Origin of the sequence: Trinickia caryophylli (genome assembly GCF_034424545.1) — a bacterium.
Classification (GTDB): domain Bacteria; phylum Pseudomonadota; class Gammaproteobacteria; order Burkholderiales; family Burkholderiaceae; genus Trinickia; species Trinickia caryophylli.
Window position 1 is genome coordinate 2,135,258 of the sequence record NZ_CP139971.1, and the last position, 17,395, is coordinate 2,152,652.

At 65.1% G+C, this 17,395-nt stretch carries 16 protein-coding genes; 11 read left to right on the top strand and 5 right to left on the bottom strand.

What is annotated here, in order from left to right; translation table 11 throughout:
* Positions 1 to 143: 143 nt before the first annotated feature.
* The 5 genes from U0034_RS28600 to U0034_RS28620 all read right to left on the bottom strand — a co-directional run bounded on the left by U0034_RS28600 (position 144) and on the right by U0034_RS28620 (position 4,731).
* The gene (locus U0034_RS28600; protein ID WP_085227349.1) at positions 144 to 455 is read right to left on the bottom strand and encodes a high-potential iron-sulfur protein; all 312 of its coding nucleotides are present in this window, start codon (positions 453 to 455) and stop codon (positions 144 to 146) included.
* 106 nt (positions 456 to 561) lie between these two features.
* Complete coding sequence (locus tag U0034_RS28605; RefSeq protein ID WP_085227348.1) at positions 562 to 1,323, bottom strand: SDR family oxidoreductase; 762 nt, start codon at positions 1,321 to 1,323, stop codon at positions 562 to 564.
* A 255-nt stretch (positions 1,324 to 1,578) separates the two neighbouring features.
* Positions 1,579 to 2,637 carry an alkene reductase gene (locus U0034_RS28610; RefSeq protein WP_085227665.1) on the bottom strand — a complete coding sequence of 353 codons (1,059 nt, stop codon included), beginning with the start codon at positions 2,635 to 2,637 and terminating at the stop codon, positions 1,579 to 1,581.
* A 64-nt stretch (positions 2,638 to 2,701) separates the two neighbouring features.
* Positions 2,702 to 3,004 (bottom strand): ArsR/SmtB family transcription factor, encoded by a 303-nt coding sequence (locus U0034_RS28615; RefSeq protein WP_085227347.1) that lies wholly within the window; start codon positions 3,002 to 3,004, stop codon positions 2,702 to 2,704.
* A 179-nt stretch (positions 3,005 to 3,183) separates the two neighbouring features.
* The gene (locus U0034_RS28620) at positions 3,184 to 4,731 is read right to left on the bottom strand and encodes a methyl-accepting chemotaxis protein (protein WP_085227346.1); all 1,548 of its coding nucleotides are present in this window, start codon (positions 4,729 to 4,731) and stop codon (positions 3,184 to 3,186) included.
* A gap of 360 nt (positions 4,732 to 5,091) precedes the next feature.
* On the opposite strand from U0034_RS28620, the gene U0034_RS28625 reads away from it, so the two are divergent.
* From U0034_RS28625 to U0034_RS28675, 11 genes are all read left to right on the top strand, one after another.
* Positions 5,092 to 6,420 carry an MFS transporter gene (locus U0034_RS28625; protein ID WP_085227345.1) on the top strand — a complete coding sequence of 443 codons (1,329 nt, stop codon included), beginning with the start codon at positions 5,092 to 5,094 and terminating at the stop codon, positions 6,418 to 6,420.
* Positions 6,421 to 6,638: 218 nt separating this feature from the next.
* A complete protein-coding gene (locus U0034_RS28630) occupies positions 6,639 to 7,271 on the top strand; it encodes a LysE family translocator (RefSeq protein WP_085227344.1) in 633 nt (210 codons plus the stop codon).
* 321 nt (positions 7,272 to 7,592) lie between these two features.
* On the top strand, positions 7,593 to 9,305 hold the full coding sequence (locus U0034_RS28635) for a dihydroxyacetone kinase family protein (RefSeq protein ID WP_085227342.1): 1,713 nt from the start codon (positions 7,593 to 7,595) through the stop codon (positions 9,303 to 9,305).
* Between the two features lie 478 nt (positions 9,306 to 9,783).
* A complete protein-coding gene (locus U0034_RS28640) occupies positions 9,784 to 11,358 on the top strand; it encodes an acetolactate synthase large subunit (RefSeq protein WP_085227341.1) in 1,575 nt (524 codons plus the stop codon).
* A 54-nt stretch (positions 11,359 to 11,412) separates the two neighbouring features.
* Positions 11,413 to 12,225, top strand: a complete 813-nt coding sequence (locus U0034_RS28645) for an SDR family NAD(P)-dependent oxidoreductase (RefSeq protein ID WP_085227340.1) — start codon at positions 11,413 to 11,415, stop codon at positions 12,223 to 12,225.
* Between the two features lie 18 nt (positions 12,226 to 12,243).
* Entirely contained in the window at positions 12,244 to 13,281 is a 1,038-nt protein-coding gene (locus U0034_RS28650) for a beta propeller repeat protein (RefSeq protein WP_085227339.1), read from the top strand.
* Between the two features lie 30 nt (positions 13,282 to 13,311).
* On the top strand, positions 13,312 to 13,812 hold the full coding sequence (locus U0034_RS28655) for a VOC family protein (RefSeq protein WP_386092505.1): 501 nt from the start codon (positions 13,312 to 13,314) through the stop codon (positions 13,810 to 13,812).
* 53 nt (positions 13,813 to 13,865) lie between these two features.
* Positions 13,866 to 14,471: an amino acid synthesis family protein gene (locus U0034_RS28660; RefSeq protein WP_085227337.1), complete on the top strand. Its 606-nt coding sequence runs from the start codon at positions 13,866 to 13,868 to the stop codon at positions 14,469 to 14,471.
* A 24-nt stretch (positions 14,472 to 14,495) separates the two neighbouring features.
* The gene (locus U0034_RS28665) at positions 14,496 to 15,380 is read left to right on the top strand and encodes an alpha/beta fold hydrolase (RefSeq protein ID WP_085227336.1); all 885 of its coding nucleotides are present in this window, start codon (positions 14,496 to 14,498) and stop codon (positions 15,378 to 15,380) included.
* Between the two features lie 62 nt (positions 15,381 to 15,442).
* The gene (locus U0034_RS28670; RefSeq protein ID WP_233211897.1) at positions 15,443 to 17,059 is read left to right on the top strand and encodes a bifunctional 3-(3-hydroxy-phenyl)propionate/3-hydroxycinnamic acid hydroxylase; all 1,617 of its coding nucleotides are present in this window, start codon (positions 15,443 to 15,445) and stop codon (positions 17,057 to 17,059) included.
* Positions 17,049 to 17,375, top strand: coding sequence for an NIPSNAP family protein (locus tag U0034_RS28675; RefSeq protein WP_085227334.1), 327 nt, complete (start codon positions 17,049 to 17,051; stop codon positions 17,373 to 17,375). Before U0034_RS28670 ends, U0034_RS28675 begins: the two co-directional genes overlap by 11 nt.
* The last annotated feature ends 20 nt before the right edge of the window (positions 17,376 to 17,395 follow it).

Sequence of the window (17,395 nt, forward strand, 5' to 3'; positions counted from 1 at the left end):
AATGAAAGGCGAGTTGCGTGCGTCGAACTGCATCGCGGCGGCGCGACGCCCGAAGGCAGCGATTATCGCGCAAAGCGGTTCCTTCCGCCGCAAACCGGCTTCACGCTGCGCGGGATCGTTTTCTCGCGGGTGCGTAGTCGCGCTCAGACGTTCGTGTACTGGCTGCACCAGCCCTTCGCGGCCACCTCTTTCTGGCCGAACAGAATACAGCCGCCCCAGGCGTCACCGGACTTGCCGTCGAAGAGAGAACAGTTCGCACAGCGCTGGCCGAACTTGTAGGTGGGGTAGCGGCTCGCATCCACTTTCGAAGCATCGAGCCGATACCCATACTGCTTGGCCTGGGCATCGCTTTCCTCGAGCTTCGATGGCTCCGCGGCGGCTCGAGCGCCACGCTGCATTGCGAACGAAGCGGCTCCGAGGCAGGCAATCACGAACGTGCGACGCGATGCGTTCATGCGTGGCTCCTGTCGATCGATGTAGGGAACGTTGCTTGATTGTGGTTTTGCCGGGCCGCCGATGCAAGGTGCGGCCCCGCGCGGCCCAAGGTGCGATCGCGTTCGCTCATCCGGCCGGCAGCGAACGCAGGTCGACGGCGGGCTCGGTGCCGAACGCATCGCTCAGCAGGTAATCGACGAACTTGTGCGCGGCTTCGTCCGGCGACGTGAGCTTGCCCGTCGCTTTGAGGTCGACGAACTTGCCGCGCGACGGAAAGCGCGCTTCGTCCGTGGCCCGCAGCGCGGCCTGCATGTCCGTATCGACCACACCGGGCGCGATCGTCGCGATGCGCATGCCGCGTTCGCCGTCGAGCGCCGCGGCGCGCGCGTGGTGATCGAGCGCTGCCTTGGTCGCGCAGTAGATGCTCCAGCCGGCATAGGGATTGCGCGCGGCGCCGCTCGATACGTGAGCGATACGCCGGTCGGCTGCTTCGCACGTGGCCTCCGAGAAGGCGCTCGCAAGCATGAGCGGCGCCGCGACGTTGAGGACGACCGCGCGCGCGACCTCGAGCGGCGGCTGCTCGCCGCACGGGCCGATCGGCGCAACGGTCCCGGCATTGTTGATGAGCACCGCGTGCGCGGCGTGGCTCACGAAGCGCCTCAACTGGCCTTGCGCAAGCCATTGCTCGATGGCGCGCGTATCGGCGAGATCGACTTCGGCTTGCTCGACGGCATCGGCATAACGCGAATCGAGCGTGGCTTGGCGCGTTCGGGAGACACCGAGCACGACGAAGCCGCGTGCGAGCAGCGCTTCGCTCAGCGCGGCGCCGAGGCCGCGCGTGTGGCCCGTGACGATGGCTTTGGGCGCGGATGGGGTCGGAGGGGTCATGGGCAATTCCGATAAGTCAGTGAGGGCGGCTAACCAGGGAATTGGCGGCAAGACCCGATGATGGCGCAAAGAGGGGCATGACTGCAACCGGGTCTGGTCGCGACCGCCGCGGGCAAGTCATCCCGGTGAGCGCTGAAGCCGTTTGGAAACGACGGCTGCATACTCGCAACGGATGTGGCCCAGCCGTGCGCGGGCGCGCCCCGCGCAAGGCTGGGCCCGGCAGCATCGGGCGCTTCCGGGTGGCCGTTGCCGCGCTCAAGCGGCGGCGAGCTTGGGGTAGTCGATATAGCCGGCCGGGCCTTGCGCATAGAACGTGGCCGGGTTGGGTTCGTTCAGCGGCGCGTCGGATGCAAAGCGCGCGGGCAGGTCAGGATTGGCGATGAAAAGCTTGCCCCATGCGACGGCGTCCGCTTCGCCCGAGGCGAGCACCGCCTCGGCCGATTGCTTCGTGAATTGCTCGTTGGCGATATAGACGCCGCCGAACGCCGCTTTCAGCGACGGGCCGAGGCGGTTGTCGCCGAGCGATTCGCGCGCGAAGAGGAACGCGATGCGGCGCCGGCCGAGTTCGCGGGCAACGTAGCCGAACGTTGCTGCGGGGTTCGAATCGCTCATGGAGTGCGAATCGCCGCGCGGTGCGAGATGCACGCCGACGCGGCCCGGGCCCCATACGGCGATGCACTCGTCCACGACCTCGAGCATGAGCCGCGCGCGGTTTTCGATCGAGCCGCCGTAGGCATCGGTGCGTTTGTTCGTGCCGTCTTGCAGGAACTGGTCGAGCAGGTAGCCGTTGGCGCCATGCACTTCCACGCCGTCGAACCCGGCGGCCTTGGCGTTTTCCGCACCCTTGCGGAACGCGGCGACGATGCCCGCGATCTCGTCGAGTTCGAGCGCGCGAGGCGTGACATAGGCGCGTTGCGGCCGAACGAGGCTGACGTGGCCGCCCGCGGCAATTGCGCTGGGCGCGACCGGCAGTTCGCCATCGAGGAAGATCGGATCGGAGATGCGGCCCACGTGCCAGAGCTGCAGCATGATGCGGCCGCCGGCGGCATGAACGGCTTCTGTGACGAGCTTCCACCCGGCCACCTGCTCGTCGGACCAGATTCCCGGCGTGGCGGCATAGCCGACGCCTTGCGGCGTCACCGAGGTGGCTTCGCTGATGATGAGGCCGGCGCTTGCGCGCTCGGCATAGTACTGCGCCATCATCGCGTTGGGTACGCGTACGTCTCCCGCGCGCTGGCGCGTGAGCGGCGCCATGACGATTCGGTTCGGCAGTGTCAGGTCGCCGGCGACGAGCGGATCGAAAAGAGTAGGCATGGTCATTTACCTTGTTGGCGGGGCGTGCCCGCGCTGATCGGATAGTTTCGGAACGGCGGTCTCGCTAGAGATCCGCTCGCAGAGCGTCGAGGAACGTCCGAATGACGGCTTCGTTGCGCAGGAAGAACGACCATTGGCCGATGCGCGTCGCGGTGACGAGCCCGGCACTCTGGAGCGCCGCCAGATGAGCGGAGCAGGTGGACTGCGACAGGCCGCAGCGCGCGGTGATCTGGCCGGCGCACACGCCGTGGTCGAACGCGAATGCCTGATCCGGAAAGTTCTTTTCCGGGTCCTTCAGCGCGGCAAGGATTTCACGACGCACCGGATTGGCCAGCGCTTTGTGAATGGCATCGACGTCGATCGTCATCTCTGGGCAGGGCAACGTAAGCAAACATTCGAGCGAACATGAATCGCTTCGAGTGGAATCATATATCGGAACTTAACGATATGTATAAACCATGGTGAAGGTGTGGTTAATGTGGCCGTGGTGACGGGGCCCGAGTGCAATCAGCGCTGGGGTGTTCCGTGCGAACGGCCTGTTTGCGCTCAGGCATTGAAGACGGACACGGCATCGACGAGTTTGATCGTTCTTGCTTGAAGCCCGTCTGCTGCATCCCGCAATTGTTCGACGAGCGTGGCGTTTTGCTGCGTCATTTCGTCGAGTTGATTGATGGCGATGTTCACCTGGCCGATGCCATCCGCCTGCTCTCGCGTGGCGGTGCCGATCGCGCCGAGGAATTGGGCCACGCCGGCGACTTGCGCGACGATGCCTTGCATGGCCTCGCCCGCCTTGTGGGCGAGATCGCTGCCGCTTTCGATCTTGTCGACGCTGTCGTTGATCAAGCCTGCAATTTCCTTTGCGGCAGCCGCGCTGCGCTGGGCGAGCGAGCGGACTTCGCCCGCCACCACGGCGAAGCCGCGGCCCAGGTCGCCCGCCCGCGCCGCTTCCACGGCTGCGTTGAGCGCGAGAATGTTCGTCTGAAAGGCGATGCCATCGATCACGCCGATGATCTCGCGGATCTTTTGACTGGCCGCGGTGATCGTCGCCATCGTGTCGACCATCTCCGTGACGGCTTCACCGCCGGCGGATGCAGCCTTGTGCGCCTCGCCCGCGAGGTCGCTCGCCTGCTTGGTGGTCTCCGCGTTGCTGCGCACGGTGCCCGTCATCTGCTCCATCGACGCGGCCGTTTCTTCGAGGTTCGCGGCGGATTGTTCGCTGCGCTTGCTCAGATCGCCGTTGCCGGCGGCGATTTCGTTCGATGCGGTTCTGAGGCCGCTCACCTGTTCGCTGACGTCGGCAACGAGCGAGCGCAGGTTCAATCCCGATTGATTGACGGCACGCAGAATCATGCCGATCTCATCGACGCGGTTCAAATGAACGTTCTCGCCGGGCTGGCCCGCCGCAACCGATTGAGCCTGCTGGAGGACGCGCTCGAGCGGCCGGGCGACCTGAGCGTCGAGCCATGCCATCGCAACGAGCGAAAGGACCGCGGAGAGCCCGCTGAACCCCGCGAGCATGGCATCACGCAGCCCGAAGCCGAACGCGCCGGCGATGGAGAGGGCGAGCGCGCTCAGCAACGCCGAGCGGATGCGCCAGCGCACTGGCATCGTCTGCAACAGCGACATCCACGCGAAGGCGCCCGTGCGAACGATGATGCCTTGATGAAACCGCCGGCTGCCTGCCTTGTCTTCGCGGAAGTCGCGATAGAGCTTTTCCGTGGCGGCGATCTCGTCGCGCGTGGGCTTCGTCCGCACGGACATGTAGCCGACGAGCGCGCCGTTGCGGATGACCGGTGTCGCATTGGCCCGGACCCAATAGTGATCGCCGTCCTTGCGCCGGTTCTTGACCAGCGCGGTCCACGAGCGGCCGGCCTTGAGCGTGCTCCACATGTCGGCGAACGCCTGCGTCGGCATATCGGGGTGCCGTACGAGGTTGTGCGGCTGCCCGATGATTTCATCGTGATCGAAGCCGCTCACCTGCACGAATGCGGCGTTCGCGTATCTGATATGGCTTTGGGCGTCGGTGGTCGACATCAGCGTCGCGTCATTCGGAAAGTCGAATTCGCGTTGAGTAACAGGAAGGTTGGTGCGCATGCGTGTTGCTTTCTTCGAGTTGGCTGCGGGCTACGCAATGGGATTGACGGCGCGGCCGACAGCTAGGGTGGTTTCCGGTTCCGGACCGTCGCCACTGTTGGTATGGGTGGCCTTCGCGGAGCGGTGTCCGCAAATGGTCTGTCAATTCTGGCATGACGAAAGCACGAAACGTCGTGCGTTCCGGCGAGTTGACGCCAAATTCAGATTTGCCTGACGGATCGATATCGCGCTCTGCGCGAGGCACTGCGCCGACTGTGATGTCGTTGCCACAGGAAAGGAGCAGTTCCCGGACTGAATACCGTTTTCGCCTTATAGTCGGACTAAATATCCGACCATTTCCCGAGAGAGGAGGAGACGAGCATGAACCGGAAGTCCGAGGCAACGACGCATACGCAGTACCGCTGGCACGTGCTGATCTGGCTGCTGATCGGCGGCATCATCAACTATCTGGACCGGGCCAATCTGTCGATTGCCGCGCCGGGCATGATTCAGGATCTCGGCCTCACACGTACGCAAATCGGCCTGCTCGGCACGGTGTTCTCCTGGACCTACGCGGTGATGCAGTTGCCGGCAGGCTGGATCATCGACCGCTTCGGCGCAAAGCGCGCCTACGCCGTCGGCATGATCTGGTGGAGCGTCGCAACCTGGTTGACCGGCGTTGCCGGTTCGATTGCCGGGCTGATCGCGATGCGTGCGATGCTGGCCATTGGGGAGGCGCCCTGTTGGCCGACCTCGGCGAAGATCACTGCTTCCTGGTTCCCGGGCAAGGAACGCGGCTTCGCAACGGGGATCTGGGATTCCGCGTCGAAGTGGGGCCCCGCGCTCGCGCCCGCGTTGCTCGTGGCGCTGATGATCTCGTTCGGATGGCGCTCGCTTTTTCATGTAACGGGCGCAGTCGGCATCGTCTTCGCGGTGCTGTTTCTGCTTTTTTATCGCAACCCTACGGAAAGCCGGCGACTCTCGCGCGAGGAGTTCGCCTACATCGAGGCGGGCGGCGGCGGGCACGAGCAGCCGCTCTCGAGTTCGGCGCTCAAGTGGCGTTCGCTGTTCATGCATCGCAGCGTGTGGGGGATGATCTTCGGTTACTTCTGCGCGATCTGGCTCTGGAACATCTTTCTCGTCTTTCTCCCGCTTTATCTGTTCGATCGCTTTCATGTCTCGCTGGGGCAACTCGGTGTCTACGCGAGCATCCCCTGGTTCGGCGGCGCGATCGGCGAGATCGCGGCAGGCTGGGTAGCGAGGAAGATGGTGGATGGCGGAGTTGCTTCGTCGATGGACGCGAAGCGTATCGTCATTGTCTGCTGTGCGTTGTTGGCGGGCGCCTGCGTGATCGCGCTGCCGTTCGTGCAGTCGATCGCCGCGACGCTCGCGTTGATGACGTTCGGCCTTGCATTCATCGCCGCGACTATCGGCAATGCGTGGGCGCTCGCGGCCGACCTCGCGCCGCCCGCCATGGTCGCTTCCGTCAGCTCGGTGCAGAACTTCGGCGGCTATTTCGGCGGCGCGTTTTCGCCCGTCGTGGTGGGACTGATTGCCGACCGGACCGGCTCTTACTCGCTCGCGTTCGTCAGCGGCGGGGCGATCGCCGCATGTGCCGCGTTCTTCTACTGGTTCATGGCGCGCCGGCGCATAGAAGGTGCTCCGCGCGACGATGCAGCGGCCATGCGGCGCGGCGATTCGCTCGTCTGATCGCTCGTTTGATCGCTCACCTGACCGGGGCGGCGGCGGGCGCCTTCCCCTCGCAGCCGGTTCGGTTGTTGTCTGAGCACTTGATTTCAACTACATAAATATAAAAACGTGGAGGAATCCTCCAATCGGTGCTACGCACTTGCCGTCTTTCGCCAGAATTCGCTCCATATCGTCGAGCACAATAACGTCATTCCTTTTTGCATATTCGAGGTTTGGCGATGGTGTCGGTGGAGTTGCTTTTGGCGTTCGTGGCCGCGCTGGCGGTGGTCTATGCGATTCCGGGCCCCGATATGGCGCTGGTCGTGCAAACGAGCATCGCAGGCGGTACGCGCCGGGGGCTCGCGGCGGCGGGCGGTCTGGCCGTCGCGCGTGCCACCCACGTGGTTCTTTCGGCCTGCGGGGTGGCGGCGTTGCTGAAGGCGGCGCCCTGGCTTTACGAGATCGTGCGCTATGGCGGAGCCGCCTACCTCGCATATGTCGCAGTGCAGATTTTCCGCTCGCCGTTGTTCGCGCTGCCCGATGCGGCGCAAACGGGGCAGGCCGTGCCCTCGCCGCTGCGAGCGGCGTTCGTCAAGGGCATGTTCACCAATTTGCTCAATCCCAAGGCGCTGCTCTTTTGCTCGGTGCTGCTGCCGCAGTTCGTGCGGCCGTCTGCGGGATCGATCGGCTCGCAGGTGAGCGAACTCGGCGCCGCGCTCGTCGCATTCGGCATGCTCTTCGACATCTGCTACGCGGCGGGGGCGGCACGGATCTCGACGCTGATCCGCAAGCACCCGCGCGCACAAACGCTGCAACGGTGGGGATTTTCCGCCGCGCTGCTGGGCTTCGCGTTGCGCCTTTCCTTCGACTGACACCGGGCCCGTTCACGCCAATTGCAGTGCAAGGCGCAGGAACGCACACGGCCGTGGCCCGGCGTTTGCGCGCACGCGGTTCCACGGCACTTCCATGCTCCGGCCGGTGAGTTCCGGCCACTTTCGAAAGTGCATCTGCAGTGTGCCTTTCGAGTCCCCACAGTAAAGTACGACGTTCACGCCGCGCACCGCCCGCTTGCGCGACCGCGCGTTCGAGCCCGTGCGCGAAAAGCGGCCGTGTGTCGTTTCACCGCCTGTCGTGGTTGCTGCCGGGCGCATTCGATCATGGCCCGTACGTCACTTTCCAAAGGGGACGGAGATATGAAGAAGTTGATGAACAAGCCATCGGACATCGTGCGCGAGATGCTGGAGGGGATCGCGCGTACCCATCCGCGTGCCCGGATTCTCGGGGCCGAAAACGTGCTGGCTCTCGCGCCCGCGACCGACGCTCCACGCTGCGTGGCGCTGATCTCGGGAGGCGGAAGCGGCCACGAGCCCGCGCATGCCGGGTATGTCGGCGAGGGCATGCTGAGCGCTGCCGTATGCGGCGAAGTCTTCACATCGCCTTCGACCGACGCGGTGCTGCACGCCATCCGGGCAACGGCCGGCCCGGACGGCGCGTTGCTGATCGTGAAGAACTACACCGGCGATCGCTTGAATTTCGGTCTGGCGGCCGAGCTTGCCAGGGCCGAGGGCATTCCCGTGCGCATGGTGATCGTTGCCGACGATGTTGCGCTGCCGGGGGCGCGCCAACAACGGCGCGGGATCGCGGGCACGGTGTTCGTCCACAAGATCGCGGGGGCCGCGGCAAACGCAGGCCTGCCGCTCGACGAAGTGGCGGAAATCGCGAGGCAGGTGAGCGAGCACCTCGGCACGATGGGTGTTGCGCTGGACGGATGCTCGCTGCCGGGAGCCGACGGGCACGGTTTCGAACTCGGGGTGGACGAGATCGAACTCGGGCTCGGCATTCACGGCGAACGGGGCGTCGAGAAAAGGACGCTGCTTCCTGCCGACGACCTGTGCGAACTGATGGTCGGGAAGATCGTCGACGATCTCGGGCTTCGGCGCGGCGAGAAGGTCGCGGTATTGATCAACGGTCTGGGCGCCACGCCGGCGATGGAGCTTGCGGTCATGGCCAGGGCGACTTACGACGTCCTCAGCCAGCTCGGAATAGAGGTCGAGCGAATGTGGTGCGGTACGTTCATGTCCGCTCTGAACATGCCCGGCTGCTCGATCAGCTTGCTGCGGTTGCAGCCGGGCATGTTGCAGTATCTCGATGCGGCAACGAATGCACCGGCGTGGCCGGGGCCGGGCCTCGTCAACCGGGAGACCGTCGAGGCAGGCGGTGCAGGGAACGTCGAGGCACTGGCGCGGCACGAGCGCGCTGACGCTGGCGTTGGCGCGCATCGATGGGTATCCGTGTTGAAGCCCGCGCTTCTCGACGCCGCACGTGCGCTGCTCGAGCGCGAACCGTTGCTGACTGCGCTCGATTCGAAGGCGGGCGATGGCGATCTCGGCGCCAGCATGAAGAGAGCGGCCGAAGCTATTCAGGCGTTGCCCGACAGCGCATATGCTTCGCCAGCGCGTGCGCTTGCCTCATTGGCCGCGGCGCTGCGCCGGGCAATTGCTGGCAGTTCGGGGCCGTTTTATGCCTCGGCGCTGACCCGCGCGGCCCGCATACTCGCCGATAAGGCAGAGCCGTCAGTCGAAGATTGGGCTGCGGCGTTCCGCTCCACAGCGGATGCGATTCAGGAACTTGGCGGCGCACGCGTGGGCGATCGCACGATGCTGGACGCGCTGGTGCCGGCGATCGATGCGTTCGAGGCGGCACTTCGTGCGGGGTTCGTGCCCCGCGAAGCGTGGCTGCGTGCGATAGATGCTGCCGAAAGCGGTGCGCACAAGACGGCGACGCTCGTGCCGCGCGCGGGAAGAGCGAGCTATATCGGCGAGCGCGCATTGGGCAGCGAGGATGGCGGAGCGGTGGCCATCGCGTGCCTGCTCGGGGCGCTCGCACCGCATATCGGGCGGCGCTGATTCGCCTGGGCGTGGCGGTCGCGCTTCGCCCAACGCCTGCCATGAGACTTGTGCGAAGCGCACAAGGCCACTCCCCCATTGCCGCGGATGACCCGCGGCATTCCCAGGGTTGACCGGCCTGCCGGTCAACAGCCGCCAGCCGCCCCACGGCTTTCCGCGAGCGCCGACGAGTACAAACGAGCACCAACGAGCATCAACGAGCGCCCGACCACGGCGCTTCCCGTCTTTATCTCGTTGAGCCGAGAGTCGCCGGACGCACCCCTCCTTGGAAAATGTGAAATCCCGAGATTAGAGATTTAGAGAAATTTCCGTGTCGTCACGCGAGATGAAAACGTAGGGTATGTACGCATTGCGACCGCAAATTATTGGCTTGATGCGTTGTTTTCGGTGTCGTGGAAGTTCTCATTGTTGAATTTGACAAATCCCGTTTTACGGGATTAAAGTGAAATCATTCGAAACTTCTCATCGATGGTGCCGTATGGAAGAAGTGCCGCAGAACGACCGTGACTCGAATGGCGCCTGCATCGTGCTCGAGACGGCACGCCGCGCGGGTGTCGAGGTCTGCTTCGCAAACCCGGGAACGACCGAGATGCCATTCGTCGGTGCGCTGGACAAGGTGTCGGGTGTGCGCCCGGTTCTAGGCTTGTTCGAAGGCGTCTGCACGGGTGCTGCCGACGGCTACGGCCGCATGGCCGGCAAGCCTGCGATGACGCTGCTGCACCTCGGCCCGGGCCATGCGAACGGGATTGCGAATCTGCACAATGCGCGCCGCGCCCGCACGCCCATCCTGAATATCGTCGGCGATCACATGCGCGGGCATCTGAAGTACGACGCCCCATTGACTTCGGACATCGAATCGCTCGCGCGCCCCGTGTCGGTCTGGTACCGCCGGGTCGCGCTCGAAACGGATCTCGCCCGCGATACCAGTGAAGCGATCGGGGCCGCGATGGGCGCGCAGCGCGGAGTTGCGACGCTCGTGTTACCCGTCGATCTGCAGTCCGCCTCGGTGAGTGCCCGCGCGCCGCATCCGCTGCCGCACGTGATGACTCCGTCGTTCGACGCGTCGCGCGTTGCGCGTGTCGCCGAGTTGCTCAGGACGCGGGCGCCCATCGTGCTGCTGCTCGGAGATCGCGCGCTTTCCGAGGAGGGGCAGCGCGCCGCCGCACGCATTGCCGCTGGCACGGGCGCGGTGTGTCTCGGCGAGACATTCCCGGCCCGCACCGAGCGCGGCGGTGGATTACCCGACATCGATCGGTTGCCGTACTTTCCCGAGCCGGCCCTCGAGGCGCTCGCCGGGCGCAGGGTCGTCCTTGCCGGCGCGCGCGCGCCGATCACGTATTTCGGCTACGAAGGCATTCCCGCGGAACTCGCCCGGCCGGAGGACATCGTGATATTGGCGGAGCCTGGCGAGGCGGCGGACGAGGCACTGTCGGCACTGGCCGCCTGCCTCGATGCGCCACCCGTCGCTCCCGGTGCGGATGCCGCGCGTTGGAACGTCGAACACGGTCCGCTGAACCCGCAGGCGGTCGGACGGATCGTCTCCAATGCGCTGCCCGAAGGCGCCATCGTCTCCGTGGAAGGCGGCACTTGCGGCTACCCGTTCGTGACCGCATCGGCGCGGGCGAAGCGGCACACGGTCCTCACCAACACGGGAGGCGCCATCGGCCAGGGGCTGCCGGTGGCCATCGGCGCCGCCATCGCCTGCCCGGCTCGCCGAGTGTTCGCCCTGCAGTCGGACGGTAGCGCTCAATACACGATCCAGTCGCTATGGACGATGGCGCGCGAGCGCCTGCCCGTCATCGTGCTGATCGCCTCGAACCGTCGCTACGGGATTCTGCAAACGGAACTTGTCCGCAGCGGGTTGCCCGCCGACGCACCTCATGCAAGTCGCCTCACCGTGCTCGACGATCCCCCGATCGATTGGTTGGCGATTGCGCAAGGCTATGGGGTCGCCGCTGAGCGCGTGCGTACGACGCAGGCGCTCGAACTCGCGCTCGACGATGCGTTGGCCGACCTCGGAGGGCCGCGTCTCATCGAAATGTGTCTGCCCTGAGCGCGTCCGGCAGCGCCCATCAATTCGTTTTTCTCAATCGCATCTGTTATTGCCATGGATCTTCAACTCAAAGGAAAGTCCGCTTTCATCACGGGCGGCAGCATGGGCATCGGCAAGGCGGTGGCGCTCGAACTGGCCCGCGAGGGCGTCGACGTAGCCATTGCCGCACGGCGCATGGAGCAGCTCGAAGCCGCGGCGGCCGACATTCGCGCAGCGCTTGCGCCGCTGGGCACCGGCGTGGGCACGATACTGCCCCTCAGTGCGGACACGACCGACATGGCGTCGGTGGAGGCGGCGATGGCCGCTGCCGCCGCCCGGTTCGGCCGACTCGACATCCTGCTCAATGGAGCGGCGCACCCGGGCGGCCTCGTGCGCACCGAACTTGAGAATGCCGATCCGCAAGGGCTCCTGCTCGATATCGACATCAAGGTAGTCGGCTATCTGCGCTGCGCGAAGGCCGCGGTCCCATACATGCGCCGCAACGGCTTCGGCCGCATCGTCAATATCGGCGGCTTGACCGGGCGCGGCAGCAAGCAGCTTTCGGGCATGCGCAACGTCGCGATCGTTCACATGACCAAGACCTTGTCCGACCAGCTCGGACCTCACGGCATCACGGTCAACACCATTCATCCGGGGGTGGTCGAGACGCCTCATATCCACGAACTCTACGAAAAGGAGGCCGTGAAGCAGGGGCTGACGGCGGGCGAAGTCGAGGCCAATTACGTCAAGGCCACGCCGATCCGCCGCGTGCTGCAGCCTGAGGAAATGGGCTGGATCGTGGCATTCCTCGCCTCGCCGAAGGCCGGTTCGATCACTGGAGAATCGATCGGCTGCGACGGTGGCCTCACGCGCGGCATTTTCCTGTAACGCAGGGAGTATTCGTTCATGACGGCAACCCTATTGGTCGCAACGGCGGGGCAGGGCATTCTGCGCTCCAATGACGACGGCAAGACCTGGCATCGGCTCGGGCTCGAGGAGCCGATCGAGTTCGACGGCATCGTGCGCTCGCTCGCCGTGGATCCCGCGACGCCATCGCGCGTCTATGCGGGAGCCGATTCGGGCCTCTGTATCAGCGAGGACGGCGGCGCGCACTGGCGTCGCCCCGACAATATCCTGAACGGACAGACGGTCTGGTCGATCGCGATCGATCCTGGCAACCCGCAGGTGCTTTACGCGGGGACGGGCGCGCCGTCGCGCGCCGCACTGTTCAAGTCCACCGACGCCGGGCTGACGTGGGCCCGCACCGCGCCCGAGCTGCCGGAATTCTGCGCCGGCGTGAACCGCCCCCGCCTGCTCACCATCTGCGTCGATCCCGACGACGGCCGCAACGTCTGGTACGGCGTGGAAGAGGGCGGCGCATGGCGCAGCCGCGATGCGGGTGCGAGTTGGACGCGCGTGGATGGCCCCGGCACGGCGATTCGGAACAGTGACATTCATGCCATCGTCGTGCTGCCCGCGACAGCCGACAAGGCCAAGACCACACTCGTGCTGACCGTCAACGCCGTGTATCTGAGCGAGGACGATGGGCAGACATGGGACGGCAAACTCTCGCGCGAGCGCTTCGACGGGCTCTATTACACGCGCACGGCGGTTCAGTTGCCCAAGCCTTCCGGCGAGTTGCTGATGGCCATCGGCGATGGCACACCCGGTAGCCGCAGCCGCATCTACCGCTCGACGGACCGCGGATATGCGTGGAACGAAATGACGCTGGCCACGCCGCCGAATTCGACCTTCTGGGCCTTCGGCACACACGCGGCGCAACCCGAACTCGTCTATGCCGGGACGAAATACGGTCACCTGTTCTGCTCGCGCGACGGCGGTTGCAACTGGACGAAGGAGTGGCGCGACTTCAGCGAAATCACGGCCGTGGCGTGGACGCCGTTCGAAGCGCCTCTTGTCGCCCATGCGCAATCGACCCACTGAACGAAAGAGCGTGTCATGACACCATCCGAAATGCAGCGGCTCGCCAACGAGGCGAGCGCAAAAGGCCTGCCGTTGCCCGCACCGCGGATTCGGCGCACCCATCTCTCGCTTTGGGTGCGTGATCCCGATCGCTCGGGCCGTTGGTATGCCGAGGTCCTCGGCATGACGGAGACAGCGCGCGACGATCAATGGGTATTCATGTCGTTCGGCCGGAAACACCACGATATCGCGCTCGTTCGCGCCGTGTCCGATGCCGAGCTCGGCACGATCGGCCTGCAGCATTACGGGCTCGAGATCGACGGCGATTTGAACGAGCTGAGGCGGCTCTACGGCATGCTGCTGCGCCGCAACGTGCCGATCGTCAAGATTACCGACCACAAGGTCGGCGTAGGCGTGTATTTCACCGACCCGGACGGCAATCGCCTCGAGTTCTTCTGCGAGACCGTCGCGGACGATGAAGAAGGCAAGCGGGTACTGAACCGTTATCGCGCGCCGAGCGACCCGACGCAACTCGAACCCCTCTTCGGATAGATCGCCGATCGCGATCTCCGTCACACCAGCCTGTCAATCAAGGAGCCGCCGCCGTGAGCAAGGCCGCAAATTTCGAAACCCTCCATATCCGCAAGTGGTACACCCAGATCGAAGATTCGCTTGCCAACGAATCAGGGCAATTGGCCGACGGCGAGCCGTTGCGCAAGATCGCGATCGCCGCGGCCGTGCACAATCCGTACGCCGGCCGCTTCAGCGAAAACCTCGATGATCTCGTCGATCCGTCTCCGGCGCTTGGCCGGGAGTTCGCTCGCCGGATCGAGGTGCTTGCCGGCGATCGGAAGATCGAGAGCTACGGCAAGGCGTGCCTCGTCGGAGCGGCCGGCGAATACGAGCACGGCAACGCATTTCTGACCTCGATTTTTGCCGAGCCGATTCGCGCCGCGCTGGGCGGCGGAAAGTCGTGGGTACCTTCGAGCGGCAAGCGTGGCCCGATCAACACGGTGATCGACGTGCCATTGGCTCATAAGGACGCCCTTTACGTGCGGTCGCACTATGACACGCTCAGTTGCCTGTTCCCCGATGCGCCCAATGCCGACGAGATACTCGTGATTTTCGCCTTCGCGACGCGCGGCCGTCTCCATGCACGGCTCGGCGGCCTCAGGGCGAGCGACATCGTCGGCAGGGACGGGCTTGTCTGACATCGAATGGGATGGGTGGAGACCATGAACACGGCATCGGCGCGAGAGGGATGGATCGGCAGCGACGGCCTGCGGTTGCGTTATCTGAGCTGGGGAGCGCACGATGCGCCGCCCGTCGTCATGTTGCACGGGCTGCGCAGCTATGCGCAGACATGGGCACCCGCGGCAGAAGCGCTCGTCGAGCGCTACCGCGTGATCGCGCTCGATCAGCGTGGGCGCGGGCTCAGCGATTGGGATCCGAAGCGCGATTACTACGCCGCCGCCTACCTGCGCGATCTGGAAACCCTCGTGGATGCGCTGGGCTTACGAAAGTTCGTGCTCGTGGGCCACTCGATGGGTGGAACCAATGCCTTTGTCTATGCGGGCAAGCACCCGGCGCGACTGGCCGGGCTCGTAATCGAGGATATGGGGCCCGGCGCCTCGGTCGATTCCCGAGGCTCGGAGCGTATCAGGCGCGAACTGCGTTCGACGCCCGATTCGTTTGCCTCGTGGGCAGAGGCGCGCGCTTTTTGGCACCGGCAGCGGCCGAACATTTCCGAGGCGGCGCTTGCCTCGCGTGTCGAGCATTCGCTGAAGGACAACGGGCAGGGGCGAGTCGTCTGGCGGCACGATGCCGAAGGTATTGCGGCCGCGCGTCTTGCCGCTACGCCCGAGCAACTGGTCGACCTGTGGCCGCTCGTGCGTGGGCTGCGTATGCCGACGCTGGTGTTGCACGGCGCGGATTCCGACTTCCTGTGCGTGGAGGCGGCCGCGGCGATGACGGCCGCGAACCCGTACCTGCGTGCGCACGCGATTGCCGGCGCCACGCATTACGTGCACGACGACCAACCGGACGCATTCAATCGCAGTGTGCGTTTGTGGCTCGACAGCCTCGACGATCCGACATGGAGAGAGGGGGCTGACCGGTGAAAACGGACCTGTCATGCCGGACCTCGGTGGCGATCGTCGGCGCGGGACCGAATGGCGTAGCGATGGCGAATATGCTCGGCCTGTACGGTGTCGATACGGTCGTCATCGAAAAGGAGGCGCGAATCGTCGAATTTCCGCGCGCCGTGGGCATCGACGATGAAGCGCTGCGTCTCTTTCAGACTGCGGGCCTGGCCGACGAACTGAGCCGCGACATCATTCAGAACGTGCCGCTGCGTATGTTCAAGGCGAACGGCGTGTGCTTTGCCGACATTCGTCCGTCGGTGCGCGAATTCGGTTGGTGGCGGCGCAACATCTTCATGCAGCAGCTCGCCGAAAAGACGCTGCGGCAAGGGCTCGAGCGGTATCCGCACGTCCAGCTCCGCACATGCGAGGAACTCGTTCATCTGGAGCAGGACGCGCAAGGCGCGACGTTGCGCGTGCGGCGCGATGACGGCGAATCCTATACGCTGCGCGCGGACTACGTGGTTGCTGCCGACGGCGGCCGCAGCCCGACGCGCGAGATGCTCGGTGTGAAGCTGGCCGGTACCACGCATCCGATCAAATGGGTCGTGGTCGACGTTAAAAACGCCGATCTCGAGCAGCCGTGCACGGCGCTCAATTGCGACCCGCGGCGTCCGAACGTCTGCATCTACTTGCCGTTCAATTTCCGGCGGTGGGAATTCCTTGTCTTTCCGCACGAAGACGAAGAGGCGATCGCGCGGCCCGAGTCGGTCCGCAAGCTGATCGCGCCGTACGTCGGCAATGTGGAGAACGTCGAGATCGTGCGTGCCCGGACATATACCCACCATTCGCGCGTGGCGGAGCGGCTGCTCGTTGGCCGCGTCGCGCTCGTCGGCGATGCGGCGCATCTCACGCCGCCGTGGATCGGCCAGGGGCTCAACGCCGGATTGCGCGACGTCGGCAACCTGGCCTGGAAGCTGGCCGGAGTCGTCAAGGGCACGCTGCGGACCGACGTGCTGGCGACCTACGAGTCCGAGCGTCGCGGCCACGTGAAGGCGATGATCGATCTCGCCGATACGTTCGGCGCGATGCTCATGCCCACGCGTAAGAGCGTGGCGTTTCTGCGCGACTGCTTTTTCGATCTTGCCCGGTGTGCGCCCGGGTTGCGCAGCTACCTGCTGCAGATGCGTTTCAAGCCGATGCCCCGGTACACGAACGGCGTGGCCCTGGCTGGCCGTTCGGGCACGACCAGTGCAATAGGCGCCACGGGCACAATGGGCTCAAGGGGCACAATCGGCTCCATCGGCACGATGATCGTGCAGCCCGACGTCGAGACGGCCGACGGCATGCGTCGCAAACTCGACGACGTGCTCGGGCCGTGGTTCTCGCTCGTGGGCTGGCGATGCGACCCGCAGGCCTTTTTGAGCGCCGCCGATCGCGCGTACTGGGCGGCTCTCGGCGCCAAGTTCGTGCAGGTGAATCGTTCGCGCAGCGGTGCGTGCCGCGAGCGGCGCGTCACGAGCGCGTTCGATACCGAATGCGTCGAGGATGTCGATAACGCGATGGCGGACTGGTTCGAGAAATACCCGGGACCCTTGGTGCTCGTGCGGCCCGATCGATACGTCGCCGCGCAAACCGATGCCGCCGGTATCGGCGACATGACCGCGGCCTTTCAGGCGTTCGCGCCGCGGCAGCCGGAGACAGCCCATGTTTGTTGAACAGCGCATCTACACGCTCGTGCCGGGTGGCACTGCGGAATATCTGCGAACCTATGCCGAATGCGGTCGTGCGGCGCAGGAACGGGTGCTCGGCAAGATGCTCGGATGCTTCACCACCGAAGTCGGGCCGCTCAACCAGCTCGTCTATCTGTGGATTTTCGATTCGCTCGAAGAGCGCTCCGTACGTCGGACGACGCTGATGGCCGACCCGGATTTTCGGGAGTTTCGCGCAAAGGTGCGTCATTTGCTCGTCAAGCAGGAGAACCTGATCCTCAAACACGAAATCGGCGGCTTGCTGGCCGATCGGGAACGGTAGTGCCCCGGAGCATCCACGCA

What these genes read in the sequence shown, in the direction of transcription:
- U0034_RS28650 (WP_085227339.1), top strand. Translation starts at nt 12,244, where the DNA reads ATGACGGCAACCCTATTGGTCGCAACGGCGGGGCAGGGCATTCTGCGC.
- U0034_RS28610 (WP_085227665.1), bottom strand. Translation starts at nt 2,637, where the DNA reads ATGCCTACTCTTTTCGATCCGCTCGTCGCCGGCGACCTGACACTGCCG.
- U0034_RS28645 (WP_085227340.1), top strand. Translation starts at nt 11,413, where the DNA reads ATGGATCTTCAACTCAAAGGAAAGTCCGCTTTCATCACGGGCGGCAGC.
- U0034_RS28625 (WP_085227345.1), top strand. Translation starts at nt 5,092, where the DNA reads ATGAACCGGAAGTCCGAGGCAACGACGCATACGCAGTACCGCTGGCAC.
- U0034_RS28635 (WP_085227342.1), top strand. Translation starts at nt 7,593, where the DNA reads ATGAAGAAGTTGATGAACAAGCCATCGGACATCGTGCGCGAGATGCTG.
- U0034_RS28665 (WP_085227336.1), top strand. Translation starts at nt 14,496, where the DNA reads ATGAACACGGCATCGGCGCGAGAGGGATGGATCGGCAGCGACGGCCTG.
- U0034_RS28620 (WP_085227346.1), bottom strand. Translation starts at nt 4,731, where the DNA reads ATGCGCACCAACCTTCCTGTTACTCAACGCGAATTCGACTTTCCGAAT.
- U0034_RS28600 (WP_085227349.1), bottom strand. Translation starts at nt 455, where the DNA reads ATGAACGCATCGCGTCGCACGTTCGTGATTGCCTGCCTCGGAGCCGCT.
- U0034_RS28670 (WP_233211897.1), top strand. Translation starts at nt 15,443, where the DNA reads ATGGCGAATATGCTCGGCCTGTACGGTGTCGATACGGTCGTCATCGAA.
- U0034_RS28615 (WP_085227347.1), bottom strand. Translation starts at nt 3,004, where the DNA reads ATGACGATCGACGTCGATGCCATTCACAAAGCGCTGGCCAATCCGGTG.
- U0034_RS28640 (WP_085227341.1), top strand. Translation starts at nt 9,784, where the DNA reads ATGGAAGAAGTGCCGCAGAACGACCGTGACTCGAATGGCGCCTGCATC.
- U0034_RS28675 (WP_085227334.1), top strand. Translation starts at nt 17,049, where the DNA reads ATGTTTGTTGAACAGCGCATCTACACGCTCGTGCCGGGTGGCACTGCG.
- U0034_RS28655 (WP_386092505.1), top strand. Translation starts at nt 13,312, where the DNA reads ATGCAGCGGCTCGCCAACGAGGCGAGCGCAAAAGGCCTGCCGTTGCCC.
- U0034_RS28605 (WP_085227348.1), bottom strand. Translation starts at nt 1,323, where the DNA reads ATGACCCCTCCGACCCCATCCGCGCCCAAAGCCATCGTCACGGGCCAC.
- U0034_RS28630 (WP_085227344.1), top strand. Translation starts at nt 6,639, where the DNA reads ATGGTGTCGGTGGAGTTGCTTTTGGCGTTCGTGGCCGCGCTGGCGGTG.